The 24,515-nt window shown below is 65.6% G+C and carries 22 protein-coding genes and 1 pseudogene; 6 read left to right on the top strand and 17 right to left on the bottom strand.

Translation table 11 applies throughout. The features are described from left to right. Positions 1–12 precede the first annotated feature (12 nt). Positions 13–1,068 (bottom strand): GTPase ObgE, encoded by a 1,056-nt coding sequence (obgE, locus tag ASS64_RS11470; protein WP_067694391.1) that lies wholly within the window; start codon positions 1,066–1,068, stop codon positions 13–15. Positions 1,069–1,126: 58 nt separating this feature from the next. Beyond that, positions 1,127–2,395 (bottom strand): acetyl-CoA C-acetyltransferase, encoded by a 1,269-nt coding sequence (locus tag ASS64_RS11475; protein ID WP_067694394.1) that lies wholly within the window; start codon positions 2,393–2,395, stop codon positions 1,127–1,129. 116 nt (positions 2,396–2,511) lie between these two features. On the opposite strand from ASS64_RS11475, the gene ASS64_RS11480 reads away from it, so the two are divergent. Together ASS64_RS11480 and ASS64_RS11485 are read left to right on the top strand one after the other, a co-directional pair. Continuing rightward, the gene (locus tag ASS64_RS11480) at positions 2,512–3,273 is read left to right on the top strand and encodes a crotonase/enoyl-CoA hydratase family protein (RefSeq protein ID WP_067694398.1); all 762 of its coding nucleotides are present in this window, start codon (positions 2,512–2,514) and stop codon (positions 3,271–3,273) included. Between the two features lie 44 nt (positions 3,274–3,317). Beyond that, positions 3,318–4,481 (top strand): acyl-CoA dehydrogenase family protein, encoded by a 1,164-nt coding sequence (locus ASS64_RS11485; protein WP_067694401.1) that lies wholly within the window; start codon positions 3,318–3,320, stop codon positions 4,479–4,481. A 33-nt stretch (positions 4,482–4,514) separates the two neighbouring features. On the opposite strand, the gene ASS64_RS11490 is transcribed toward ASS64_RS11485, so the two are convergent. The 12 genes and pseudogenes from ASS64_RS11490 to tsaD all read right to left on the bottom strand — a co-directional run bounded on the left by ASS64_RS11490 (position 4,515) and on the right by tsaD (position 16,483). Then, positions 4,515–5,669 carry a hypothetical protein gene (locus ASS64_RS11490; RefSeq protein ID WP_157075172.1) on the bottom strand — a complete coding sequence of 385 codons (1,155 nt, stop codon included), beginning with the start codon at positions 5,667–5,669 and terminating at the stop codon, positions 4,515–4,517. Positions 5,670–5,802: 133 nt separating this feature from the next. Continuing rightward, a complete protein-coding gene (locus ASS64_RS11495; RefSeq protein ID WP_067694407.1) occupies positions 5,803–6,813 on the bottom strand; it encodes a fumarylacetoacetate hydrolase family protein in 1,011 nt (336 codons plus the stop codon). 5 nt (positions 6,814–6,818) lie between these two features. Then, a pseudogene (gene maiA / locus ASS64_RS11500) lies at positions 6,819–7,461 on the bottom strand (maleylacetoacetate isomerase). A 208-nt stretch (positions 7,462–7,669) separates the two neighbouring features. After that, entirely contained in the window at positions 7,670–8,845 is a 1,176-nt protein-coding gene (locus tag ASS64_RS11505; protein ID WP_067695223.1) for an acyl-CoA dehydrogenase, read from the bottom strand. Positions 8,846–8,929: 84 nt separating this feature from the next. After that, positions 8,930–9,316 (bottom strand): four-helix bundle copper-binding protein, encoded by a 387-nt coding sequence (locus ASS64_RS11510; protein ID WP_067694410.1) that lies wholly within the window; start codon positions 9,314–9,316, stop codon positions 8,930–8,932. 79 nt (positions 9,317–9,395) lie between these two features. Next, positions 9,396–9,758 carry a response regulator gene (locus ASS64_RS11515; protein ID WP_067694414.1) on the bottom strand — a complete coding sequence of 121 codons (363 nt, stop codon included), beginning with the start codon at positions 9,756–9,758 and terminating at the stop codon, positions 9,396–9,398. A gap of 64 nt (positions 9,759–9,822) precedes the next feature. Then, positions 9,823–10,299, bottom strand: a complete 477-nt coding sequence (locus ASS64_RS11520; protein ID WP_067694417.1) for a hypothetical protein — start codon at positions 10,297–10,299, stop codon at positions 9,823–9,825. A gap of 109 nt (positions 10,300–10,408) precedes the next feature. Then, positions 10,409–11,149 carry an OmpA family protein gene (locus ASS64_RS11525; protein ID WP_067694420.1) on the bottom strand — a complete coding sequence of 247 codons (741 nt, stop codon included), beginning with the start codon at positions 11,147–11,149 and terminating at the stop codon, positions 10,409–10,411. A gap of 42 nt (positions 11,150–11,191) precedes the next feature. After that, positions 11,192–12,877 (bottom strand): VWA domain-containing protein, encoded by a 1,686-nt coding sequence (locus ASS64_RS11530; RefSeq protein WP_067694423.1) that lies wholly within the window; start codon positions 12,875–12,877, stop codon positions 11,192–11,194. Positions 12,878–12,966: 89 nt separating this feature from the next. Then, on the bottom strand, positions 12,967–14,469 hold the full coding sequence (locus ASS64_RS11535) for a lipopolysaccharide biosynthesis protein (RefSeq protein WP_067694426.1): 1,503 nt from the start codon (positions 14,467–14,469) through the stop codon (positions 12,967–12,969). Then, complete coding sequence (locus ASS64_RS11540) at positions 14,466–15,458, bottom strand: NAD(P)H-dependent glycerol-3-phosphate dehydrogenase (protein WP_067694429.1); 993 nt, start codon at positions 15,456–15,458, stop codon at positions 14,466–14,468. Before ASS64_RS11540 ends, ASS64_RS11535 begins: the two co-directional genes overlap by 4 nt. Further along, entirely contained in the window at positions 15,455–16,483 is a 1,029-nt protein-coding gene (tsaD, locus tag ASS64_RS11545) for a tRNA (adenosine(37)-N6)-threonylcarbamoyltransferase complex transferase subunit TsaD (protein ID WP_067694431.1), read from the bottom strand. Before tsaD ends, ASS64_RS11540 begins: the two co-directional genes overlap by 4 nt. 44 nt (positions 16,484–16,527) lie before the next feature. Between tsaD and hemC the strand changes: the two genes are divergently transcribed. From hemC to ASS64_RS11560, 3 genes are read left to right on the top strand one after another with little or no spacing between them, the layout of a single operon-like run. Continuing rightward, positions 16,528–17,457, top strand: coding sequence for a hydroxymethylbilane synthase (gene hemC, locus ASS64_RS11550; RefSeq protein ID WP_083508328.1), 930 nt, complete (start codon positions 16,528–16,530; stop codon positions 17,455–17,457). Further along, positions 17,454–18,143: a uroporphyrinogen-III synthase gene (locus ASS64_RS11555; protein WP_067694437.1), complete on the top strand. Its 690-nt coding sequence runs from the start codon at positions 17,454–17,456 to the stop codon at positions 18,141–18,143. The genes hemC and ASS64_RS11555 overlap by 4 nt, the downstream gene beginning before the upstream one ends. A 49-nt stretch (positions 18,144–18,192) precedes the next feature. Beyond that, positions 18,193–19,080, top strand: a complete 888-nt coding sequence (locus ASS64_RS11560) for a hypothetical protein (protein WP_067695225.1) — start codon at positions 18,193–18,195, stop codon at positions 19,078–19,080. Here ASS64_RS11560 and ASS64_RS11565 read toward each other — a convergent pair. After that, positions 19,077–20,291 (bottom strand): FAD-dependent monooxygenase, encoded by a 1,215-nt coding sequence (locus ASS64_RS11565; RefSeq protein WP_067694439.1) that lies wholly within the window; start codon positions 20,289–20,291, stop codon positions 19,077–19,079. The genes ASS64_RS11560 and ASS64_RS11565 overlap by 4 nt on opposite strands. 25 nt (positions 20,292–20,316) lie before the next feature. Between ASS64_RS11565 and ASS64_RS11570 the strand changes: the two genes are divergently transcribed. Beyond that, positions 20,317–22,410, top strand: coding sequence for a protein-disulfide reductase DsbD (locus tag ASS64_RS11570; RefSeq protein ID WP_234002391.1), 2,094 nt, complete (start codon positions 20,317–20,319; stop codon positions 22,408–22,410). Here the strand turns inward: ASS64_RS11570 and ASS64_RS11575 are convergent. After that, positions 22,358–22,936 carry a hypothetical protein gene (locus ASS64_RS11575; protein WP_067694445.1) on the bottom strand — a complete coding sequence of 193 codons (579 nt, stop codon included), beginning with the start codon at positions 22,934–22,936 and terminating at the stop codon, positions 22,358–22,360. The two genes, ASS64_RS11570 and ASS64_RS11575, sit on opposite strands and share 53 nt — an antisense overlap. Before the next feature lie 54 nt (positions 22,937–22,990). Continuing rightward, positions 22,991–24,490, bottom strand: a complete 1,500-nt coding sequence (locus ASS64_RS11580) for a S10 family peptidase (RefSeq protein ID WP_067694450.1) — start codon at positions 24,488–24,490, stop codon at positions 22,991–22,993. Positions 24,491–24,515: the final 25 nt, after the last annotated feature.

Below are 24,515 nucleotides of genomic sequence, written 5' to 3' on the forward strand. Positions count from 1 at the left end.
ATGCCAGAAAGATCAGATCGGCGACCATTCGGGCGTGTCGCCTTCGTCCTCGATCTCTTCGGCATGGGTCTCTGTCGCGGTGCGATCGGGCAGGTAGCCGAGCACGGCATCGAGCAGTTCGGGAATTCCTGCGCCGGTCGCCCCCGAGATCGTGAAGACCTTGTCCGCACCCGCGGCGAGCAATTCCTCGGCAAAGGCGTCGCCCAATTCCTCATCGGCGAGGTCGAGCTTGTTGAGCGCTACGACTTGGGGCTTGTCGGCGAGGCCACCGCCATAGGCCTCGAGTTCGGCATTGACGGTTTTGTAGGCTTCCGCCGGATCGTCGCCCGAAATGTCGATCAGGTGAATGAGCACGCGACACCGCTCGATATGGCCGAGAAACCGGTCGCCGATGCCGGCGCCATCGGCGGCGCCTTCGATCAGGCCCGGAATGTCGGCAATCACGAATTCGCGGCCCTTGTGCGTCACCACGCCCAGCTTGGGGATCAAGGTAGTGAAGGCGTAATGGCCGACCTTGGCCTTGGCGTTCGAGACCTGGTTGATGAAGGTCGACTTGCCCGCATTGGGCAGGCCGAGCAGGCCCACGTCGGCAAGCAGCTTCAAGCGCAGCCAGACCCACATTTCCTCGCCCGGTTCGCCCGGCTGGTGCTGGCGCGGGGCGCGGTTGGTGCTGGACTTGTAGCTGGCGTTGCCGCGTCCGCCCATGCCGCCTTCGAGGAACACCACGCGCTGGCCGACCTCGGTGAAGTCGGCGAGCACGTCTTCCTTGTCTTCCGACAGGACCTGCGTACCCACCGGCACTTCGATCACAAGATCGGGCGCACCGGCGCCGGTCTGGTCCTTGCCCTGGCCGTGGTTGCCGCGCTTGGCCTTGAAGTGCTGCGCGTAACGGAAGTCGATCAGCGTGTTGAGGCCCTGCACGGCTTCGAACACGATATCGCCACCCTTGCCGCCATTGCCGCCGTCGGGGCCGCCGTATTCGATGTATTTTTCGCGCCGGAAACTGACGGCACCGGGGCCGCCCGCACCGGACTTGAGGTAGATCTTGGCTTGGTCGAGGAAATGCATGGCGCGCCCTCTAGCCGCTTTCGCACGGCTAGGCGAGGGCGCGCATGCTCAGGTGGCGTCAGTCGACGAAATCGGTCACGCGCTCGATGATGATCGCGGGGGCCATGCCGCCCGCCGCGCACATGGTTACGAGGCCGTAGCGCTTGTCCTGGCGTTCCAGCTCGTCGACCATCGTGCCGATCAGGATCGAGCCGGTGGCACCGATCGGGTGGCCCAATGCGATCGAGCCGCCATTGACGTTCACCTTTTCCCAGTCGAGATCGAGATCGCGCACAAATTTGGCGGCGACGACCGCGAAGGCCTCGTTGATTTCGTAGAGATCGATGTCGTCCTTGGTCAGGCCCGCCTTCTCGAGGACCTTCTTGGCTGCCGGGACGGGCGCGTTGAGCATCAGCGTGGGGTCATCGCCCATATTGGCGGTCGCAACGATGCGGGCGCGCGGTTTGAGACCGTGCTCTTGCGCATAATCCTTGCTGGCAACCAGCACGGCCGCCGCGCCATCGACCACGCCCGAACTGTTGCCCGCGTGGTGAAAGTGCTTGATCTCGACGTCGGGATATTTGGCGTTGACGAGGCCGGCAAAGGTGGTGCCGTTCTTGTCGAGCGGCACATTGGCGATCTTGGCGAAGGCCGGTTCGAGCTGGCCCAGCGTTTCCATCGTGGTGCCCGGGCGCGGATATTCTTCCTTGTCGAGCACGACGTTGCCATCATCGTCCTTCACCGGAACGACCGACTTGTCGAAGCGCCCTTCCCCGATCGCCTTGGCGGCGCGCTGCTGGCTGCGGAAACCGACTTCGTCCAGCTCCTCGCGTGTGAAGCCCTCTATCGTGGCGATGGCATCGCCGCACACGCCCTGGTGGCTTTGCGGGTGGCTGCGCATCAGCCGCTCGTTATAGCTGCCCATCATCGGCGGCTTGAGGCCGGCGGCCATCTTGTCCTTCGACATCTGTGCGGTGAGGCTCATCATCTCGGTGCCGCCGGCGACGACGCAGTCTTCCATGCCGCTCATCACCTGCGCTGCGGCCAGCGCCACCGAGGTAATACCGCCGCCGCAGAAACGGTCGAGCGTAGTGCCCGACGAGGTAATGTCGTAGCCCGCGTCGAGCGCAGCCATCCGGCCCAGGTCGCCCGCCTGCATGCCGTCCTGCGTGCTGACCGACCAGATCACGTCGTCGACCGTCGCCGTATCGAGATCGTTGCGGTCCTTGATCGCCTTGAGGCAGGTCGCGGCCAGATGCTGCGGATGCATATGCGCAAGCGCGCCCTTGCCCTGCTTGCCGATCCCGCGCGGGGTGCGGACGGCATCGATGATATAGGCTTCGGCCATGGCGTGAACTCCTCTCGACTTGTCGTTTTGTGCGGCAAATGCCGGTTGACGTTTGCGTAAACGTCGAGCAGCAAGGGCGCAAGACAAGTTTCGAATTGAAATGGGAGAGAACAGCTATGTCCGAGGAAGTCCTCACCAGCGAAGAGGACGGCATTCTCGTCGTCACCATCAACCGGCCCGAAGCCAAGAACGCGATGACCAAGGCCGCCGCCGAGGGGATTGCCGCGGCGATGGACCGGCTCGACAGCGATGACAGCCTGCGCGTCGGCATCCTGACCGGCGCGGGCGGCACCTTCTGCTCGGGCATGGACCTGAAAGGCTTCCTGCGCGGCGAATCGCCGAGCATAGAGGGTCGCGGCTTCGGCGGTGTGGTGCAGAAGCCGCCAGAGAAGCCGTTGATCGCAGCAGTCGAAGGCTATGCACTGGCTGGCGGTCTCGAACTGATGATCGCCTGCGATCTGGTGGTTGCCAATGCGGGCGCGAAATTCGGCATTCCGGAAGTGAAACGCGGCCTTGTCGCAGCGGCGGGCGGCGTGATGATGCTGCCCGACCAGATCCCAGAGAGGATCGCGATGGAGCTGGCGCTGACCGGCGATTTCATCGACGCAGCCCGCGCCTATGAGCTCGGCCTGATCAACCGCGTGACCGAGGGCGACGCGCTATCGGGCGCAAAAAAACTCGCTGCGAGCATCGTCGCCAACGGTCCGCTCGCCGTGCGTGTGTCGAAGCAGGTCATCAAGCAATCGCGCGGATGGCCGATGGACGAACGCTATACCCGCCAGACCCAGCTGATCGCGCCGGTCTTCGTATCCGAAGACGCCCGCGAAGGCGCTGCTGCCTTCGCCGAGAAGCGCAAGCCGAATTGGAAGGGCAAGTAAGACCCTACGGCACGCAACAAAGATTTTCGAGAGGAACCCGAGAGATGCCCGTAATCGACGTACCCCAGCCCGAGTTCATGGAAGACGAGGAAATTGCCATCTTCGCCGACGCCGTGGGCAAGTTCTACCAGCAACACGCGCCGGAAAAGCGGGTCGCAAAATGGCGCGAGGACGGCCAGGTAGAACGCGAATTCTGGAACGAAGCGGGTGCGGCAGGCCTGCTCGGCGTCTCGGTGCCCGAGGAATATGGCGGCCATGGGGGCGATTTCCGTCACGACATGGTGGTCATCGATCAGCAGGCGAAGCACGGTGTCGATGGATTCGCCGCCAGCCTGCACAATACGATCATCCTCCCCTATCTCGTGCGCCACGGTACCGAAGAGCAGAAGAAGAAGTACCTTCCCAAGCTGGTCACGGGCGAGCTGGTCAGCGCCATCGCCATGACCGAGCCGGGTGTGGGGTCCGACCTCCAGTCGATCACCACCACCGCACTCAAGGACGGCAATGGCTACCGCATCAACGGCGCCAAGACCTATATCTCCAACGGCCAGACCGCGGATTTCATCGTGGTCGTTGCCAAGACCGACCCGAACGAGCGCGCCAAGGGCATCTCGCTGATGCTGCTCGAGACCGAAGGCGCTGAAGGATTCCAGCGCGGCAAGAAGCTCGACAAGATCGGGCTCGACGCTGCGGACACGTCGGAGCTGTTCTTCGACAACGTCTTCGTACCGGCCGAGAACGTGCTCGGCGGGGTCGAAGGCAAGGGCTTCTACCAGCTGATGGGCGAGCTGGCGCAGGAACGCCTGGTCATCGCGATGGGGGCGGCGACGGGGATCGAGAAGGCGCTCGATGTCACGATCGAATACGTCAAGAGCCGCAAGGCCTTCGGTCAGACGATCTGGGATTTCCAGAACACGCAGTTCGTGCTCGCGGACCTCAAGGCGCGCGGCACGGCGGCGCGCGTCTTCGTCAACGATTGCATCGCCAAGCTGCTCAAGGGCGAACTCGATGTCGCGACGGCGGCGATGGCCAAATACTGGGTCACCGAGCTCCAGAGCGAGGTGGTCGACAAGTGCCTCCAGCTGCACGGCGGCGCGGGTTACATCAACGAGTATCCGATCGCCAAGATGTATCGCGATGCACGCATCACCCGCATCTTCGGCGGTTCGAACGAAGTCATGAAGATGCTCATCGCCCGCTCGATGTAGCCACAACTTCCGGCGGGACGCGGGGAGGCGAGATCAGCCGATCCCGCCTCGCCGGAGCATTTGATCGATTGCGTCGACCTTCGCTTCGAAGCGCGGGTCGTCGGTCGCGCCATAGCGTGCGGCGAATTCCGCTTCGGTGAGCCCGTCGTCGAGGCCCAGCACGGCCGCAGGCAGCAGATCGCCGTCCCGTGCGGAGAGCAGCTTCGCCCGCGTCGCGACCAGCTCGTCGGGATCGAGCAGGCGCCGGGCAGTCATCATGCCCGCTCGATCGCTGGCGAGGTCCACGAAGGAGAAGCCGCTCGGGTCGCCGGGGGCCAGCAGCGGGCTTCTCGCCAGCGTGTCGGCCAATTCCTTCCACTCGCCGATTGCAGCGCTGATCCGGCTGCCGGTCGTGGCTTCGAGCGCGGCGGATAGCGCCCAGTGCTTGGCCCAGTCCTCGCGCCCCTGCAGCGTCAGTTGCATCGGCGATGCCGTACAGGAACCGAGAGCTCCGCTATTGCCGGCCAGCTCCTTCGCATCGGGACCCAGCGAGAACAGTGCCAGCGCGACCAGCGCTGCGCCATGCCCCTCGGGCGTCGGCTCCGACGCGGCGAGCGCGCGCCGCAGCTGATGCACCAGCATGGGAGCGGGGGTGCTGCTTTGCCGGTTTGCCAGTCCGCAATAGATCGCGGCCACCGCACCCTCGTCGATTGCCGGCGTGCCGGTTGCCCGCGCATGGGCAAGCAGGCTGCCCTGCGGCACCAGAACCTTTGCGGTAAGAGTGTCGGACCCGATCCTCGTCGAGCGCAGGATGGTCTCGATCGGCGGCAGCGTTCCACCATTTGCCGCCATGCGCCGCTGTATGAGACCGAGCCCCCATTGCGAGAGCCAGCGTGGCAGCGGGATGCTGCCGATGCTGACTGTAAAGCCCGGCACGCCTTCGCTGGAGCCGCTGGCCTGAGCGCGGATGTTGATCCAGCGGAACAGGAGGGGACGGCTGCCGGTGAGCGTCAAGACACCGTCCTGCAGGCTTGCATCGAACCGGTTGGGGGCAAAGCCCTGCGTCACCATGGCGGAAATGGCCTCGAGCTCGGCATTGTCGAGCTCCAGTTCCACCGGTTTGCCCGTCTCGCGGCTCAGCCTGGCCTCATTGGCGAGTGCGCGCGCCGCGGTTACCTGCTCGGCCGTTGCATGGGCTTTTTCAGGCACCCATGGCTGCGCGCTCGTGGCAAGCAGGACCAACGCCAGAAGTCCGCCCAGGACAACGGCTATCGCTAAGCGCCAGCGGCTCTTCGGGGAAGGTGCATCGGGCACGGCGGGACTTGCGACGGAAACGGAGGCGTCAGGCCTCGACCACCTTCTGTTCGATCGCGCCGAAGATCGAATGCCCCTCGGCATCCTTCATCTCGACGCGCACCGTGTCGCCCGGCGCCATGAAGCGGGTCTTGGCCTCGCCGTCTGCAATGGTTTCGATCATGCGGATTTCGGCGATGCAGCTGTAGCCGAGGCCGCCTTCGGCCACCGGCTTGCCCGGATCGCCCTCGGGACCCTGGTTGGAGACCGTGCCCGAGCCGATGATCGTCCCTGCGCCCAGATCGCGCGTCTTCGCCGCATGGGCGACGAGATCGGCGAGGCTGAAGGTCGCATCGACCCCGGCATTGGCGCGGCCGAAGGCCTTGCCATTGTAGTCGACCATCAGCGGCAGGTGGATGACGCTGCCTTTCCACGCGTCGCCCAGCTCGTCGGGCGTGACCGCGACGGGGCTGAATGCGCTGGCCGGCTTCGACTGGAAGAAGCCGAAGCCCTTGGCCAGCTCGCCCGGGATCAGGCCGCGCAGGGACACGTCGTTGACCAGCATGACCAGCTTGATGTGGTCGGCGGCCTGTTCACTGGTGACGCCCATCGGCACATCGTCGGTGACGACCGCGATTTCGCCTTCCATGTCGCAGCCCCACTTGGTGTCCTTCAGCGGAATGTCGTCGCGTGGGGCGAGGAAGTTGTCGGAGCCGCCCTGATACATCAGCGGGTCGTGGTAGAAGCTTTCGGGCACTTCGGCGCCGCGCGCTTTGCGCACCAGTTCGACGTGGTTGATGTAGGCCGATCCATCGGCCCACTGGTAGGCGCGCGGCAGCGGCGAATGCGCCTCGCGCTCGTGAAAGCGCTCGGTGGGAACCGCCTGGTGTTCGACATCGGTATAGAGCGCCTCGAGCTTGGGCGCGATCTCGTCCCAATTGTCGAGTGCGGCCTGCAGCGTCGGCGCGATGTTGTCGGCGGCGCAATAACGGGTGAGGTCCTTGGAGACGACGACGAGCTTGCCGTCGCGCGTGCCGTCTTTGAGTGTTGCGAGCTTCATGGGTGTCAGGTCCTCTCGGGATTGTCGGGTTGATTGTCCGGATGGGCGCGCTGGAACTCGGGCAATGCGAGGCAGGCGCTTTCGATCCGGGAGATGTGCGGCTTGTCGCCGAAGTCGAAACCGAACCGTCGCGCATTGTTAGACCTGCGGCAGCAGGCAAACCTCGAAGAAGCCGGGCTTGGCGAACAGGAAGTCGCCCGTGCCGAGCTGCGCCAGCCGCGCTTCGAGCGGGTCGAGCGTGCGGGCGAGCCAGTGGCGATACCACACGCCGATTTCGTCCTGCGACTTGCCGTATTCGTTGGCCAGGTACTTGAGGACGGGCAGGTTCAAGGGCGCGTGCAGTTCGGTCGCGATGGCATGGGCCAGTTCGCGCGCAACGTAGCGATCCGACACGTCCCCAGGCAGCAGCGGCTTGTCGGGATAGGCTTCGTCCAGCCATTCGAGCTGGGCCATCGACTGGACGTAATCCTTGCCGTCGACCTCGAGCAGCGGAACCGAACCGAACGGATTGCGGCTGGTGAAGGCTGCGCCCTTCTGCTCGGACTTGAGCAGGTTCACCGGCACGTATTCGTAATCCAGCCCCTTCAGCTCGAGCGCGATGCGCAGGCGATAGCTGGTCGAGCTGCGATAGTAGCCGTGGAGGCGGATCATGCCGGTTCTCCGGTCGTGTTGGAATTGCCGAGGGTCAGTTCACGACATGGACCGCCTGTTACACGGTCCAATAGCAAAAAAGATCCCTGCCCCACGCGGGCTGCGTTTCCGGCGACAAAATGCGCAAAAAGGGCGAAATCGGACGACATGACACGGCTGTGGCATACGGCCGCCATGTAGGACAGTATCGACGACGCGATCGCCATCAGAACGCGGCGATCCCGGTCACTGCGCGGCCGAGGATAAGCGCATGGACATCGTGCGTGCCCTCGTAGGTGTTGACCGTCTCGAGGTTCACCATGTGGCGGATCACCTGGTATTCTTCCGAGATCCCGTTGCCGCCGTGCATGTCGCGGGCCTTGCGCGCGATATCCAGCGCCTTGCCGACATTGTTGCGCTTGACGATCGAAATCATTTCGGGGGCAAACTTGCCTTCGTCCATCAGGCGGCCCACGCGCAGGCTCGATTGCAGGCCGAGCGCGATGTCGGTCATCATGTCGGCGAGCTTGAGCTGGTAGAGCTGCTTCGAGGCCAGCGGAACGCCGAACTGGTGCCGGTCGAGGCCGTATTGCCGCGCGGCGTGCATGCAGAATTCGGCCGCGCCCATCGCGCCCCAGCTGATGCCGTAACGTGCCCGGTTGAGACAGCCGAACGGACCCTTGAGGCCCTGCACATCCGGCAACAGCGCATCCTCGCCAAGCTCGACCTCGTCCATCACGATCATGCCGGTGGTCGAGGCGCGCAGGCTCAGCTTGCCTTCGATCTTGGGGGCGGAAAGCCCCTCCATGCCCTTTTCGAGCACGAAACCGCGAATGCCGCCGCCATGCGCTTCGCTCTTGGCCCACACGACGAAGACGTCGGCGAAGGGGGAGTTCGAGATCCAGGTCTTCGAGCCCGAGATGACATATCCGCCGTCGACCTTCTTCGCGACCGTCTTCATGCCCGCGGGATCGCTTCCGGCATCGGGTTCGGTCAGGCCGAAGCAGCCGATCAGCTGTCCGCTGGCGAGGCCGGGCAGGTACTTCTTGCGCTGCTCTTCTGACCCATAGGCATGGATCGGATACATCACGAGGCTCGACTGAACGCTGGCCATCGAGCGATAGCCTGAATCGACCCGCTCGATCTCGCGTGCGATCAGGCCATAGGCGACATAGCTTGCGCCTGCGCCGCCATATTCCTCAGGCACGGTCGCACCCAGCAGACCGGCTTCGCCCATCATGGGGAAGAGTTCGGGATCGTCGACTTCTTTCGAGAAGTTCTCGATCACGCGCGGCTGCAGCTCGCCTTGCGCAAAGGCATGCGCGGCGTCGCGGATCATCCGCTCGTCCTCGGTCAGCTGGTCGTCGAGGTTGAAGGGATCGTCCCAGGCGAACGGAACCATTCCGGCCATGTTGTCTCCTTTGTTACGATCCAGCCGATGGCAGGCTTGCGGGCGCGGGGCAAGGGGCTGGACGGCGCGCGGAGCTCACTTAACCAACGGCAATGCCTTGCGGCAGTCTTCCGCGCATTCGCGGCACATTTTCGCGCAGAGCGTGCAATGCGGATCGTCGTGCTTTTCGCATTCCGCGGCACAGGTTTCGCAGGCGGTGATGCAGGTCTCGAGCTGCGCGCGCAGGACCTCGATATTCTGCGCGGTGCGGCGCGTCGCCAGACGTGCGGTGGCGGCGCAGACATCTGCGCAATCGAGGCAATTGCGGATGCACTGCGCCATATCCATGTCTTCGGCCACGCAGGCATCGGCGCAGCTGGTGCAGAACAGCGAACACAGCATGGCGTGCCTGGCGGCGAGCACCAGCTCTTCGGTTTCGTTATCGACCTGCGGGTGTGCGGCGACCATTTTCTGAAGCGACATTGGCAATCCTTTCCTTGGTACTTACCCAAGGAAAGGATCGGAATGTGGCGATGTTCCGGATGCGCCCCGGGCTATGCGATCAAGCGTGCGCTGCGGCGCGCTGGATCGAGTCGATCACCGCTGCCGGGGGGCAGGGCTTGGACAGGGCCTGCGCCTGCGGGAAGCGTACGGCCACTTCCTCTGGGGTCAGCTGGCCCGAATGGAAGATGACGGAGACGTTCTCTGCCATCATCTGCTCGGCGAGCGGGTAGACGATGCCGTCGCCCAGCTTGACGTCGAGAATGGCGATATCGGGCTTGGCTTTTTGATAGGCAAGCATGGCGGAAGACAGATCGTCATAGGGCCCTTCGACCGTATAACCCGCTTCCGCGACCGTGTCGCAAAGATCGTATCCGATAATCATCTCATCTTCGGCGACGAGCACCCGCAATCGCTGACCCATGCAGCTTCTCCTCTCATGCCGACCCAAGTAGTTGAATACCGTATGAGGGGGATGGTTCCTGATTCTACGACAATTTGCCGTAGCGCTGAGCGAAACCGGCGTCATCGCCCTGCGCCAGCAGCTTCGCCTGGCCGACCCAGTCGTCGCGCCGGATGCGGCCCTGGAAACGACCGAGCCGAGCGTCGATCCGGTCGATCTCGGCATCGTCCCAGGCGGCGATCTGGGCGAACCCGGTCACGCCCATGTCGCGTAGTGTGGCGGCCAGCTTGGGACCGAGGCCCTTGATCCGGGTGAGGTCGTCGCCAGTGGCATCGGGCGTCGCGGCCGCTCCGCCGGCGGGCTGCATCGGCGTGGCGGCGGGCGCGCTGTCGATCAGCGCCTTGTTGCGCTCGGCCGGGGCGGCGCCTTCGTCGAGCACGTCGCGGCTGGTGCCGGTCACGCGCGTCTTGCGCGAGGTGCTGAAGACGAACCATGCTACGGCCACGCCGAGCACCAGCGCGGCGACGATCATGGGCCAGTAGGTCTGGATCAATTCGCTCATCGATTATTCCTTGTGCTTGTCGTGACGGCCCCAAAGCGCCCAGCCGATGCCGATCCCCGCCCCATAGGCGACGATCATCAGCGCGGCGAGTTCGAACCACAGAGACATGTCAGCGCGCTCCCGGCGTATCGACGGGAGTGGGGCGGAGCGGTTCGGTGCGGATGACCGAGAATTCGATACGCCGGTTGGCGGGATCGGTCGGCGCGAGGCCTTCGACCGGCTGGCTCGAGCCGACTCCGCTGGCGCGCAGGCCGTCGCGCGGAATGCCGCGCCGGACCAGTGCCTCGCGCACCGCACGCGCGCGCTCCATGCTGAGCGCCAGATTGCCCGGCTCGGTGCCGGACTGGTCCGTGTGGCCGGTGATCGCGATGATCGAGCCGAGGCAGGGCCGCAGCGCATCCGCCACTTCGTCCAGCAATACGCGGCTGGCAGGCAGGATCGCACTGCTCGCTTCCTCGAAACGGATCGAGCGGGTGCGCAGCAGGCCCTCGACGTCTTCCTGGCAATGCAGCGGCTGGAAGGTCGGCTCGTCGCTTTCGGCGCGCACCGTTCCGTCGCTCCAAACCACGCCGCCGACGCCCGGCACGTTGTAGACCGCGCGGGCGACCTTGGCGCGCGTCGCCTCGTCGAGCCCCTCCCCGCCGCTCAACAGCGGATGACGAGAGGGTTTGCCGCTGGCGCTGGCGAATCGGGCCGTGACACCGGTTCCGCCAGCCTCGGCAATCGCCGTGGCCGATTGTTCCTCCAGCCCGGCGATGAAGTCCGGTGCCATCGGCTCGGCCAACAGATAGGCGCTGGCACCGGTGACGAGGATGCCGGCGATTATGGCGAGGGAAGGGCGGATCGGCATGGCATGGCTCTTAGCCGCGTGCCGACCCGCCTGCCAAGCGGGCTATTCGAGGGTTTGCGCGGTCTTCACCAGCTGAAGGAATTCCTGCCGCCAGAAATCGCGCTGCGTGCCCGCGAGAGCGGCGATCTGCGGATAGGAATAGTCCGATAGCATCGCATCGCCGCGCAGCTTTTGCCCGAAAGCCGCCACTGCACTGGCAAAGGCGAAATCGCCGCCGGGCGCGCGGGACGTATTCAGCGCCCAAGTCGGCAGCGTGTAGGTCGTCAGCCGCGAGGTCTCGCCGTCGGGCAGCTTGTAGCGCAGCTTGATATACGCTGCCTCGGCCGCCAGTTCGCGCGCCCGCGTGTCGGGCGTATCCTCGTAGCGACGCGCCGGGATCCAGCCTCGCTCGCCGACCGGCACCACTTCATAGATCGCGGTTACCTGGTGGCCCGCGCCGATATCCCCGGCATCGATGGCGTCATTGTCGAAGTCTTCCTCGCGCAAAATCCGGTTTTCGTACCCCACGAGGCGGTATTGGCTGATCACGGCGGGATTGAATTCGACCTGGATCTTCACGTCCTTGGCGATGGTGAAGAGCGTCGCGCCCATTTCGTCGCCGAGGACTTTGCGCGCCTCCAGCGCGCTGTCGATGTAGGAATAATTGCCGTTCCCGTTATTGGCGACCTGTTCCATCATCGCATCGTTGAGATTGCCGCGCCCGAAGCCGAGCACCGACAGGGTGACGCCGGTCTCGCGCTTCTTTTCGATCAGCTCCACCAGCGACTCGCGATCCGATGTACCGACGTTGAAATCGCCGTCGGTCGCCAGGATCACGCGGTTGACGCCGCCCTCGATCCGGCTCGCTTCGGCCACGCGATAGGCGAGCTCGATGCCCGCACCGCCCGCGGTGGAACCACCCGCGTTCAGCTGGTCGAGCGCGTCCTTGATCTTGCGCTCGTCATTGGTCGGCTCGAGCACGAGACCCGCCGCGCCGGCATAGACGACGATCGAGACGCGGTCCTTTTCGGTCAGCTGGCCGGCGAGCTGGCGCATTGCGGTTCTGACCAGCGGTAGCTTGTCGCGGCTTGCCATCGAGCCGGAAACGTCGAGCAGGAAGACGAGATTGGCCGGCGGACGCTCCTGTTCGGGCATTTCATAGCCCGCAAGGCCGATGCGCACGAGCCGCGAATTGGCGTTCCACGGGGTAACCGCTACATCGGTGTTGACCGTGAAGGGCTGTGCCGGCGTATCGGGACGCTCGTAATCGTAGCGAAAGTAATTGACGAATTCCTCGGTCCGCACCGCCGCCTGGGGCGGCAACCGGCCTTCCGAAATGAAGCGGCGCGCATTGGTATAGGCGCCGGTGTCGACATCGACGGAGAAAGTCGAAACCGGCTCGTTGGCGACCAGCTTGACCGGGGACACTTCCTCGCCGTCATATTGATCGCGGCTGGGCGGTGCGGGAACGAAGACCGGCGGAAAGTACCGATAGCTGCTGTCCGCTGCGGCAGTCCCTGCTGGCGATGCAGCCGTTTCCGCCGCGACGCGCGAACCGGTCAATACCAGCGGCGCGGGCGCGGCCATGCCCGGGGGTGGCGGTGGAGGCGGAGGCGGTGGCGCACGGCTGCTGTCCGAAGTCTCGGCCTTGGAACCGGTCAGGACGATCTCGTCGCCCCCCTGTTGAGAGGCGCATCCGGCGATCAGTGCAGCGGCGGCGCAGGCGGCGGCGAATTTGGCGAAACGCATCGGCAGTCCTCCCCGATATTTCAGCGATATGGAGTTAGATCGCCGCGGGGTGAATGCTCACTGAACCTGTGCGGCGTGAAACGATCGGATCAGATCCGCTTGGGTTCGTCCTTGTCGAGATTGCGCCTGAACAGCACGCGGTCTTCCGGCCCGAAACCGCGAGTCCAGATGATGAACCCATAGACCGCCAGGATCGCGGGGATGCCGATGATCAGCTCGGCCCATTCGGGCAATTGCGTCGCCAGCCAGCCGACCAGCACGGCGGGTGCCACCGCCCACAGTAGCGGCCAGCGGAAGGTGTTGATCGTGTGGCCGAGGATTTTCGACAACATTACGGCTTTCACGAGGCTCGCGGTGCCCAGCGCCAGCATCAGCGCAATAGCGGCGGCAGCGGCCTTGAACGGTTCGCCATAGCCGCCGCGGACCATCGCTTCGATCAGCACTACGGTCAGCGCGGCCTGCAGCGCGATCGTGCCGATCGAGATCCACAGATTGCGGACCCGCGCGACATAGACCAGCACCGCTTCGGACACGACCGCCGTCGCGGCGACGACTTCGGCGATCAGCAGGAAGGCGAGCGCGCCCGTCCCGCCGACGAATTCCGGGCCGACGAGGCCCATCACCGCCTCGCCCGGCACGCCCAGCGCGAGTGCAATGCCGGCCTGCATTGCGACAATCCAGAATCCGACCTGGCAGATCTGCTTGGCGATCGCCTCGTAGTTCTTCGTCTTGAGGTTCTTGGTGATGACGGGGCCGAGGATCGGCTCGAAGCTGGTCTTTAGCTTCTGGGGCAAGCTCGCGACCTGCTGGGCGATGTAATAGACGCCGACGGCCGCGGGCGCGGCGAACAGGCCGAGGATGAAGATATCGACGCGCCGCGTGCCCCATTCGATCGCATCGGCGGTTGCCAGCGGCAAGGCACGCACTGTCATCTTGCCCATATAAACCGGATGCGGGCGCCATCCCCTCGGTGGGCCATAGCTCCGAAAGAAAGACCATAACCCGGTGGCGAGACCGGCATAGATCGAGGCCAGATAGGCCATTGCCAGGCCCGATTCGCTGAGCGCGGGCACGAAATAGAACACGCCAGCCATGATCGAGATCGTCCACGGTTCGACCACGGCGCGGGCGCGGACGGTGGTGGCGATATCGTATTTATAGGCCTGCGCGGCGAGGACGATTTCGGTCAGCGCATAGGCGGGAATGGCCAGCACGATGAACCGATCGAGCTCGGTATATTCGCCGCTTGGAAACAGGGGCGCGGGGACGAACCAGAAGAAAGTGGCAGCGAGGCTGGAGAACAGCAGCGCGAGAAGCATCCCGTCATAGACGAGGTTCGCCGGATGGCTATCCTCGCCCTCGGCAAGTCGCTGCGCCAGGCCGCGCTTTTCGCCCATCGCGCAGACCAGCGCGACCAGCTCGACGACGACCAGTGCCGAGGCGAAGCGGCCCAGCGCATCGGGGCCGTAGAGACGACCCGCAATGAACAGAAATGGAAGCCGCGCGAGGAGGCGCAGCAGGAACCCGAAGAAGTTCTGCCGCCCGCCCTTTGCCAGGGCGGAGAGATCCGCATCGGGTTTTTCCGCTGTCACTCGGCATTGCCCTGTTCGGCGCGCAACGGGCGCGAGAGCAGGTCGGAGACCACCTTTCGCGGTTCATCGCCCTTGAGCAGGCCGTAAACCGCCGTCACGATCGGCATCGCGACCGCGTGCCGCGCAGCCAGTTCGACCAGGACCGGCGCCGTGTGCGCGCCTTCTGCCACCGTCTTGCGCTCGGCCATCAGCTCCGCGGCCTTCTGCCCTTCGCCCAGCGCCTTGCCGAGCGAGAAATTGCGGCTCGAGGTGGAGGAGCAGGTAAGCACGAGATCGCCCAGCCCGCACAGGCCCGCCAGCGTTTCGGCACGCGCGCCCAGTGCCTCGCCGAAGCGCAGCATCTCGGCATAGCCGCGCGCGATCAGCGCGGCACGCGCGTTCTGGCCCAGCCCGATCCCGTCGACCACGCCGCAGGCGATCGCGAGGACGTTCTTGACCGACCCGCCGATTTCGGCCCCGACCACATCGTCCGAATAATAGGGCCGGAAGGCCTGCCGCGCGATGACCGGCGAAAGGCGATCCCACTGCGCCTCGCCGTCGTCGCAGGCGAGCGTAACTGCGGTGGGCAGGCCGGCCGCGACCTCATGCGCGAAGGTTGGGCCGGACAGGACCGCGATGGCGCTGCCGGGCGCGGCGCGCTTGGCCACGTGATTCATCAACTGCCCGGTGCCGGCCTCGATACCCTTCGAGCAGAGCACGAGGTCTCGCGGATGCGACGGCATCGAATCGAGCACGCTGCCCATGTGCTGGGCGGGCGTGACCACCAGCAAGGTGTCGAGCCTCGCCATTTCTTCAAGCTCGCCGGTCGCGCGGATCGTTTCGGCGAGCTTGGCAGAGGGCAGGAAGAGCGAATTGGTGTGCGCGGAATTGATCTCCTCGACCAATTCCTCCTCACGCGCCCAGATGAGCACATCGCGCCCGTCGCTGGCGAGCATCTGTGCCAGCGCCGTGCCCCAGGCACCCGCTCCGAGAACGCCTACGCTGTTCATGCCTTCACTCCTGCGCCGCGAACCGGTTCGGCCTCGGGGTCGAGCGGCCAGCGTGGCCGCGCCGAGATATCGAGCGGATCGTCCTGTCCCAGTCGCTCGATCCCCGCCCATGCGATCATCGCGGCATTGTCCGTACACAGCTTGGGCGGCGGGGCGGCGAAGCGCATGTCGTGGTCGGCGGCAAGCCGCTCGAGCGCGCGGCGCACCGTGGCGTTGGCGGCGACCCCGCCCGCGACCACCAGTGTGTCGACATCGTCCATGCCTTCGATCGCGATACGCAACCGATCGGTTACGCAATCGACCGCTGCCTGCTGGAAGCTCGCGGCAATATCGGCGACCGCATACTGCCCGCATTCGTCGGCGCGCAGGACCGCGCTTTTCAGGCCGGCGAAGGAAAAATGCGGCTCGCCGCTGCCCACCATCGGGCGGGGGAGGGGGACCGCATCCGCATCGCCTTCCAGCGCCGCGCGCTCGACCGCAGGCCCGCCCGGAAAGCCGAGACCGAGGATCTTGGCGGTCTTGTCGAAAGCCTCGCCCAGCGCATCGTCGATCGTGGTGGCAAGGCGGCGATACTCGCCCACGCCATCGACCTTCAGGATCTGGCAATGGCCGCCCGAAACCAGCAGCAGGGCATAGGGAAAGCCGATCGTTGCGTCGGCGAGGCGCGGACTCAGCGCATGACCTTCGAGGTGGTTGATCGCTATGAGCGGCGTATCGCTCGCCATCGCCAGCGCCTTGGCACTGACCAGACCGACCATGACACCGCCGATCAGGCCCGGTCCGGCAGTCGCGGCGATGGCATCGCAATCTGCCAGCGCGATTCCGGCATCTTCCAGAACGCCCTCGATCATCGGGGCGAGCCGTTCGGCATGCGCGCGTGCAGCTATTTCGGGTACCACGCCGCCATAGGGTGCGTGTTCCGCATCCTGAGAGGCGATGCGCTGCGCCACGATCCTCCGCTCGCTATCCACCAGCGCAACCGCGGTTTCGTCGCAGGAACTTTCGATGCCGAGAACCTGTGCCATCCCGCTTCCCCTTAGCGGCATGGCTCGCTAGGGCAAGCCGACCTATGCCCGATCAGCCCATTCTCCGCCTCGGAACCCGCCGGTCCCCGCTTGCCATGGCGCAGGCCTATGAAACGCGCAGGCGGCTGTGCGCGGCGCATGGCTGGGACGAATCGGCGGTCGAACTGGTCCCGGTAGTGGCGAGCGGCGATAAGGTGCAGGATCGCCCGCTGGCCGAGATCGGCGGCAAGGCGTTGTGGACGCGCGAACTGGATCACTGGCTCATCGAGGGTCGGATCGATGCGGCGGTCCATTCGATGAAGGATGTCGAGACGATCCGGCCCGATGCGCTCGCTATTGCCGCCATCCTGCCGCGAGCGGACAAGGCCGATCGCCTCCTCGGGGCCGGCTCCATTGCGGATATTCCCCAAGGCGCGCGGGTCGGCACCAGCGCGCCGCGCCGCGCCGCGCAGCTGCTCCACCTGCGGCCAGACCTGACCGTGGTCGGCATTCGCGGCAATGTTGCCACGCGCATGGCCAAGCTCGAAGCGGGCGAGGCCGATGCGACCTTCCTCGCCGCCGCCGGGCTCGACCGACTGGGCGAGGATGCGGTGGGCGCCCGGCTCGACCCGCAGGAATGGCTGCCCGCGCCCGCGCAGGCGGCAATCGGCATCGAATCCCGCAGCGGCGATACGCGGGTGCGCGATCTGCTGGCGGCCATCGACCACGCGCAAAGCCATGCCGAGATTGCCGCCGAACGCCGCCTGCTCGAGGGATTGGGCGGATCGTGCAGCAGCCCCATTGCCGCGCTGTCGCACATTCGCAGCGGAAGAATTACGCTATCCGCGGCGATCTTCAGCCCGGATGGCAATGTGCGAATAGCGGACGAAAGCGAATTCGCGGCCGATGACGACAAGGCTCCGCTCGAGCTCGCTCGCCGGTTGCTTGGGCAGGCACCGAAAGAGGTCACGCGGCATTTCGGCGAGCGGCCGTGAAGCCGCTGTTCCTGTTCCGCCCCGAGCCGGGCTGGTCGGTCAGCGCGCAAACCGCTCGCGATATGGGGCTCGAAGTGCATGGAGCACCGCTCTTCGCCATCGAAGCGATCGAATGGGACGCGCCTTCGCCCGAGGATTTCGACGGCCTGCTGGTCGGCAGCGCGAATGTCTTTCGCCATGGCGGCAAGCAACTGGAAAAGCTGACCAAGCTTCCCGTACATGTTGTGGGGGAGGCCACTGGCGACGCGGCGCGCAGGGCGGGCTTTCTCGTCGGCCGGACGGGGCGCGGAGGACTGCAGAACCTGCTCGACGAGCTCGGCGAACGTGAGCTGCGGCTACTCCGCCTTGCCGGGGCCGATCGCGTGACGCTGCGCCTGCCCGACACGATCAAGGTCGAGACCCGGACGGTTTACCGTGCCGTGCCCGAGCAGCTGGGCGAGGAAGATCGCGAGCTGCTCGTTACGGGCGGGGTGGTGGCGTTGCATTCGGGTGCCGCGGCCGAGCGGCTGAAGGTCGAATTCGACCGTCACGGCCTCGATCGCGCGCTTGTCGATCTCGCCGTCATCGGGCCGCGCGTTGCCGAACTGGCCGGGGAGGGCTGGCGCTCCGTCCACATTGCCCCGGCGCCCGGCGACAGCGAGCTACTGGCCTTGGCGCAGGCTTTGTGCCAGACCGACGCTCAATGATATGGAAGGGCCCTTGAGAACCGGCCCCAGGGTCGCGGAACGGTATTCGATGGACGATTTTATGAGCACCAGGCGCAAGGGGCCTTCGACGAGGCCGGTCCTTATCGCCGTGCTTGCCAGCTTCCTGCTCGGTGGTGCGATCGCCGGGTACGTGGTCTATTCGATGACCGACCGAGATCAGCCCGTTTCCGCTTCACCCGCGCAAGGTCCGCAGGCTCTCTCCAGCCCGACCGCGGAACCTACGCCCACACCCAGCGCCACCGCCAGCCAAGAGGCGCAAGAGGCGGTCGAACGCGTCGAACAGCAACAAGGGGGTATCGACCAGCGATTGGCCGCTGCCGAACAGCGTCTCGCGCGCCTCGACCTGCAAGCGCAGGCCGCTGCCGGCAACGCAGCCCGCGCCGAGGGCCTGCTGATCGCCTTCGCCACGCGCCGCGCGCTCGAGAAGGGGGCCGAACTCGGCTATCTTGCCGACCAGTTGCGCCTGCGTTTCGGTGATACGCTGCCCAATGCGGTCGATACGATCATTCGCACCAGCCGCGATCCGATCACGCTCGACCAGTTGATCGCGCGGCTGGAAGGTCTCTCGCCCCGGCTGGCCGCGCCGAGCGACCGGACCGGATTCGACCGGTTCAGCGAGGAATTGGCGCAGCTGTTCGTCATTCGCCGAGAGAGCGCGCCTTCGCCGCAACCCGAGCGCAGGCTCGACCGCGCGCGGCTGTTTCTCGAAAGCGGGCGGACGAATTCGGCGATCGCCGAGGTGCGCAACCTGCCGGGCGCCGATCAGGCCGAAGGCTGGCTGCGCGATGCCGAACGCTATGCCGCCGCGCAGCGCGCGCTCGATCTGATCGAGACCGCCGCCGTGCTCGAGCCGCGGCGCCTGCGCGACGGCGCGGGCAACCGGATAGAGCAGCCGAGCCCCGCCGAAGAGACCTAGGCCTTGAGCAGTTCGGGCAGTTCGCCCGAGATGCCGCGTGCCTCGTCCATGAAAAAGCGTTTGAGCCAGCCACTGCGCTGAATACCGGTCATGCCCAACCGGCGCACGGCGCTTGCCGCCTTGCCCGGAATGCCGAATATCCGCGTCAAGCTGTCGGTTGCGCCCATCACCATGAGCGAGTCGAGCGCGCGCCACTCTTCGTACTTTTTCAGGACCTGCGCATCGCCGAGGTCGAGGCCGAGCCGAACCGCCTCGTCGAGCACCTCGACCAGCGCGCCGACATCCCGCAGGCCGAGATTGAGGCCCTGGCCCGCGATCGGGTGCATGCCATGCGCACTGTCGCCGACCAGCGCCAGGCGGTGCTCGACGATCTTCGCCGTGTGCTGGAAACTCAGCGGATAGGACGAGCGCGCGCTGTTGATGGTGAGCTCGCCGAGAAGGTCACCCATGCGCTTGTATACCTCGGCGAGGAAGGCACGGTCGGACAGTTTGAGAACGCCTGCGGCATCCTTCTCGTCCACCGTCCAGACCAGTGCGCTGCGATGCTGGCCGTCGGGGCCGTCGAGCACGGGCAGCAGCGCGAAGGGCCCGTCAGGATAGAAGATTTCCCACGCCACGTTCTCGTGCGGCTTCGTGTGGTCGAGCCCCACGATCATCGCGCGATGGCTGTAATCCCAGTTCGCCATTTTCAGGCCCGCTTCCTCGCGACTGGGCGATCCGCGCCCTTCCGCGCCGACCATCAATGCGGCTTCGAGGACGCGGCCATCGGCGAGCGTTGCCGATACACCGAATTCGCCGCGCTCACGCGACACGACATCGACCGGAGCATGCCATGCGATCAGCGGCTCCTTCGCTGCTGCCTCGTGCAGCGCGAGGCGCAGCTGGCGGTTGGCGAACATGCGGCCAAGCGTGCCTTCGTGCGGTTCGGGCCGGAAATCGAGCCGGCCCGCCTTCATCTGGTCGAGCACGGCGATGGCGGCGATGTCGCAGCCATGCGGTTCGAGCTGGTCCTCGAGCCCGATGTGGCGGAACAGCCGCCAGCTGGCGGTCGAGATTGCCGAAGCACGGCCGTCGAAGCCTTCCGCCGTCAGGCTGGCCGGATCGGCGCGGTCGACGAGGTGGCTCGAGAGCCCCTTTTTCGCCGCCGCCAGTGCCAGTGTCATGCCTACCAGGCCGCCGCCCAGGATCAGCAGGTCTCGCTTGTCTGTCATGGGGCCAATCCCTAGAGCGGCCTGCGTGATCGACGCAAGGATAATGGAGCGGTTCGCCGCGCTGGTGATGCTGGTCGCCTTGGCGTTGGCGTTGCCGCTGAAGGCGCAGGGGCCGGGCAGCGACCGGATGCCGGTCGACCTGGTGGCCGAAGGGGCGCCGCAGCCCGGCGAGACCTGGATGGTGGCGCTGCATTTCATGCCCTCCACACCCGAATGGCACGGCTACTGGTCCAATCCCGGCGATGCGGGGCTGGGCATGGAGCTCGAGTGGGACCTGCCCGACGGATGGGAGGTGGGCGAACCGCTCTATCCGCTGCCCAAGCGGTTGGTGATCGGTGGCTTGATGAATCATGTTTACGAGGGCGACTACGCGGTTCTCGTGCCGATTGCCGTTCCGGAAAACGCGGCGGTCGCCAATGTGGCGCCGATCAGCGTCACGGCGAACTATCTGGCCTGCACGGACAAGATCTGCGTGCCGCAGCAGGCGCGGCTGGCGCTCGATCCCGCACAGTCCGGGTTCGACCCGCGGTTCGGTGAGTGGCGCGCGGCGATCGTCCCCCAGCTCGACAGCAGCGCGCAGTTCGAATTCACACCTACGCATCTGCGCGTCGGCATTCCGATCCCTGCGGAAACCGCGCTCGGTGATCTCCACCTCTTCCTCGGTACGCCCGAATTGGGGGAAGGCGACAGACCCGATTACACGGGCGTGCAGACCTTCATCAGCGAAGGCAATCTGCTGGTGGCCGAAGTTCCGATCGAGCCAATCGCGGTGCCGGACAATGTCGAAATCGCCGTCGAGTCGCGTCCCGAAGAGATTACCGGCATTCTCGATCTCGGCAATGGACGCGGAGTACGCTTTACCGCCCTGCAGGGCGACGTGCCGCTCGAAGGCGTGAAGCCGATCCGTGGCGGCGGGGCGGAACCGGTTCTGTGGCAATTACTGGCTGCCGCACTGGTCGGTGGGCTCCTGCTCAACATCATGCCCTGTGTCTTCCCCATCCTCAGCCTCAAGGCGCTGTCGCTGGCCAAGGCGGGCGGGGATGAACGCGCGGCGCGACGGGACGCACTGGCTTATACGGCGGGCGTGGTGCTGGCCTGTGCCGCGCTTGGTGCAACCATTCTGCTCCTGCGTTCGGCGGGCGAACAGGTCGGCTGGGCCTTCCAGTTGCAGGAGCCGGTCGTCGTGGTCGGCCTGTTGCTCCTGGCACTGGCGATCACGGCTAATTTCCTCGGGCTGTTCGAAGTGCCCGGCATGGCCATTTCGGGCGGTGCGCCCTCGCGCGGGGGTTCCTTTTCGACCGGGCTGCTCGCAGCTTTCGTGGCGACGCCGTGCACCGGGCCATTCATGGCGGTCGCGCTGGGCGCGGCGCTGGTTATCCGGCCGATCCATGGGCTGTTGGTCTTCGTCGCACTCGGGATAGGGCTCGCGCTCCCGTTCCTGCTGGTCGGGTTCGTGCCTGCTGTTCGCCGGCGGCTGCCGAAGCCGGGCGCGTGGATGGAAACGTTCCGGCGCTGGATGGCGTTGCCGATGGGGCTGACCGCGCTCGCGCTTGCATGGCTCGTCTGGCGAATCGGCGGGTGGGACTATCTCGCGCTGGTACTTGTGCTCGCCGTGGCCGCACTCGCGGGCCTTGCGCTCGGCGGCCTGTTTCAGCGCAGGGCACGAAGCGGTTCGGTGGCGGTCTTCGCTGGCCTCGTCGTACTACTTGGCATCGGGGCCGCGCTGCTCCCCAGACCCGAGGCGCAGGCCGCATCGGCAGAAAGCCTTCTGGATCCCATCGGCTACAGCGAGGCCGCGCTGGCCGAAGCCCGTGCCTCGGGCCGCCCGGTTTTCATCTGGTTCACTGCCGACTGGTGCGTCACCTGCAAGGTCAACGAGGGCGTAGCGATCGAACGCGAGGCGACGCGAGCGGCCTTCGAGCAGGCGGGCGTCATCGCATTGCGCGGCGACTGGACGCAGCCGGACGAAGAGATCAGCCGCATGCTGACGCAGCAGGGGGCGGCGGGCGTCCCGCTCTACCTGTGGTACGCGCCCGGCGCCGAGGCCGAGCAATTGCCGCAGGTGCTTACGCCGGATCTTCTGGTGGAGAAGGCTCGGAACTCTCAGCCTCGTCGCTAGGCGGGTCGGCCAATGCGCGGCAGTTCTCGACCAATTCGCCAGGCAGAGCGCTGGGATTGAGGATTACGCTGCCCGCACCGGGCACGGTCGCCTCGACTTCGCGCCTGCCGGTCATGACGTCCCAGCGAGGGTCGGCTACCGGCGCTGCCCCCTCCCAGCGCCATACTTCGCCATGCCGTTTCGCATCGATCGGCAGCCTGGCGACGTGGCTATTTCCGATCAGAGCGAGCACGGCCTTGGCATGTGCGTCCGCCTTGGCGAACCGGGTGTAGGCGAGCATCGGCTCGGTCCCTTGCACGACGCATTCGAGGGCGAACAGCGGGCGCTCTCCAGGCTTGCCGTAAAGCAGGCGACCGTCCGTGTCCGCGGGAGCCCAGATCGCCCCTTCGGTATCGGGAGAATCGATCGGCTCCGAAGGTCCTTCGGCGCCGCTGTCGATCCGCGTACGTTCGACATACTCGTCCGAGGCGGGGGGCTTGCACGCCGCCAGCAGCACGATCGGCAGGACACGGACGAGTGAACGCATGCGCGGGCTATGGCACAGGCGTAACCACGTGCAAGCGGTGCGACGAAGCTATCCTCAGCGCGCGCGAATGAAGGCGCGCAGGTCGCGCGACAGCTTCGCCCGGTCTTCGTCGCGGACATACATCATGTGGCCCGATCCGTAGTAATGCAGCTCGACCCGATCCTGTGGGATACCGAAGCGGTTAAGCGAATATTCCGCTCCGAAAAACGGCGTGGCGAAATCGTAATAGCCCTGCGCATTGAACAGCCGCAGGCCGGAATTCTCGCGCATTGCCTTGCCGATCAACGGCGCGACGTTGAGATAGGCGTTGCGGCCCGGACCGCTCGATAGGCTCCAGTTCCAGTGCCGCCCCGGCTCGCGCCCGATCGACTGGTACTCGCGGTCGGTCTCGAAACCCAATCCCTCGCGCAGCCAGGCGTTGACCGCCGCGGTATAGCCTGCGTCGATGCCGTAGAAACTGGGATCGTTGTCGGGATATTCGCCGGCATTGTCGTAATCCGTGCCCGTATAGCGCGCATCGAGACGACCGATGGTGAGCCCCCGATCGCGCAGCAGTTCCTTGTAGAACCGCCGACTGGTGACGCGCAGGTTCGCCTGCTCGAGATAGGTTTCGGACAGGCCCGTCAGTCGCGAAAGCTCGGCGCGCACGGCAGCGCGTTCGGTGTCGGGAAGGTCCTGTCCCTTGAGCAGGGCGCTGGCGAACGGACCTATGGCGAAGCGGCGGGCTTCTTCGGCAATCGCTTCGACCGAAGGTGCCTCGGCCTTGCCATGGAACCACGCGGCGGCGGCCATGTTCGGCAGCGTCACCACATAGGCCATTTCGTTGCCAGGGGTCGGCTCGCGTGCGGCGAAATCGAGAATGGTCGAAACCAGAACGAGGCCGTTCAAGGCGACATCGTTGAAGGTGCCGCCCTCCAGTTCGTCGACCACCATGGCGGTGCGCGTCGTGCCGTAGCTTTCGCCGCCGAGGTATTTCGGGCTGTTCCAGCGGCCATTGTCGTTGATCCAGCGACGGATCACTTCGGCCACGGCGCGCGCATCCTCGCGCAGGCCATAATACTTCTCCGGATCGGTGCCGGGCGTGAGGTAGCTGAAGCCCGTCCCCGGCGGATCGATGAAGACGAGGTCGGCGACATCGAGCAGGCTGTCCGGATTGTCGAGCAGCGGGTAGGGCGGCGCGCCGTCGTCGCGTGCGTCGGAAGGTATGCCCACGCGCTTTGGCCCCCAGGCACCCATCTGCAACCAGACCGAGCCAGATCCCGGGCCGCCATTGTAGATGAAGAATACCGGCCGCGAGGTCTCGCGTGGGCTTTTTACATAGCTCGTGGTGACGATCACCGCTTCCTGCTTGCCGTCATCGCCCTCGAGGATCGTCTCGCGCACGGTCGCGGTATAGGAAACGCGCTGACCGCCGAAGGTGCCGGATAGGTTACGCGTGCGGACCTGCGGTTCGATGGTCGAGGCGGATGCGGCGGGGGTATCCTTCTCCTGCGCAACAGTGGGTCCGCCTAGGGCGAATGCGGCGAGAACCGCCAGAGCGCTACGAAGAATCATGCTGGTGCCTATGCCAAGCTTGCCT

This window comes from Erythrobacter sp. AP23, from assembly GCF_001542855.1.
In the GTDB taxonomy this organism is placed as follows: domain Bacteria; phylum Pseudomonadota; class Alphaproteobacteria; order Sphingomonadales; family Sphingomonadaceae; genus Qipengyuania.

Excerpts from the sequence above, each read along its gene's own strand:
- obgE (WP_067694391.1), bottom strand. The coding sequence starts at position 1,068 with ATGCATTTCCTCGACCAAGCCAAGATCTACCTCAAGTCCGGTGCGGGC.
- ASS64_RS11475 (WP_067694394.1), bottom strand. The coding sequence starts at position 2,395 with ATGGCCGAAGCCTATATCATCGATGCCGTCCGCACCCCGCGCGGGATC.
- ASS64_RS11480 (WP_067694398.1), top strand. The coding sequence starts at position 2,512 with ATGTCCGAGGAAGTCCTCACCAGCGAAGAGGACGGCATTCTCGTCGTC.
- ASS64_RS11485 (WP_067694401.1), top strand. The coding sequence starts at position 3,318 with ATGCCCGTAATCGACGTACCCCAGCCCGAGTTCATGGAAGACGAGGAA.
- ASS64_RS11495 (WP_067694407.1), bottom strand. The coding sequence starts at position 6,813 with ATGAAGCTCGCAACACTCAAAGACGGCACGCGCGACGGCAAGCTCGTC.
- ASS64_RS11505 (WP_067695223.1), bottom strand. The coding sequence starts at position 8,845 with ATGGTTCCGTTCGCCTGGGACGATCCCTTCAACCTCGACGACCAGCTG.
- ASS64_RS11510 (WP_067694410.1), bottom strand. The coding sequence starts at position 9,316 with ATGTCGCTTCAGAAAATGGTCGCCGCACACCCGCAGGTCGATAACGAA.
- ASS64_RS11515 (WP_067694414.1), bottom strand. The coding sequence starts at position 9,758 with ATGGGTCAGCGATTGCGGGTGCTCGTCGCCGAAGATGAGATGATTATC.
- ASS64_RS11520 (WP_067694417.1), bottom strand. The coding sequence starts at position 10,299 with ATGAGCGAATTGATCCAGACCTACTGGCCCATGATCGTCGCCGCGCTG.
- ASS64_RS11525 (WP_067694420.1), bottom strand. The coding sequence starts at position 11,149 with ATGCCGATCCGCCCTTCCCTCGCCATAATCGCCGGCATCCTCGTCACC.
- ASS64_RS11530 (WP_067694423.1), bottom strand. The coding sequence starts at position 12,877 with ATGCGTTTCGCCAAATTCGCCGCCGCCTGCGCCGCCGCTGCACTGATC.
- ASS64_RS11540 (WP_067694429.1), bottom strand. The coding sequence starts at position 15,458 with ATGAACAGCGTAGGCGTTCTCGGAGCGGGTGCCTGGGGCACGGCGCTG.
- tsaD (WP_067694431.1), bottom strand. The coding sequence starts at position 16,483 with ATGGCACAGGTTCTCGGCATCGAAAGTTCCTGCGACGAAACCGCGGTT.
- hemC (WP_083508328.1), top strand. The coding sequence starts at position 16,528 with ATGCCCGATCAGCCCATTCTCCGCCTCGGAACCCGCCGGTCCCCGCTT.
- ASS64_RS11560 (WP_067695225.1), top strand. The coding sequence starts at position 18,193 with ATGGACGATTTTATGAGCACCAGGCGCAAGGGGCCTTCGACGAGGCCG.
- ASS64_RS11565 (WP_067694439.1), bottom strand. The coding sequence starts at position 20,291 with ATGACAGACAAGCGAGACCTGCTGATCCTGGGCGGCGGCCTGGTAGGC.
- ASS64_RS11575 (WP_067694445.1), bottom strand. The coding sequence starts at position 22,936 with ATGCGTTCACTCGTCCGTGTCCTGCCGATCGTGCTGCTGGCGGCGTGC.
- ASS64_RS11580 (WP_067694450.1), bottom strand. The coding sequence starts at position 24,490 with ATGATTCTTCGTAGCGCTCTGGCGGTTCTCGCCGCATTCGCCCTAGGC.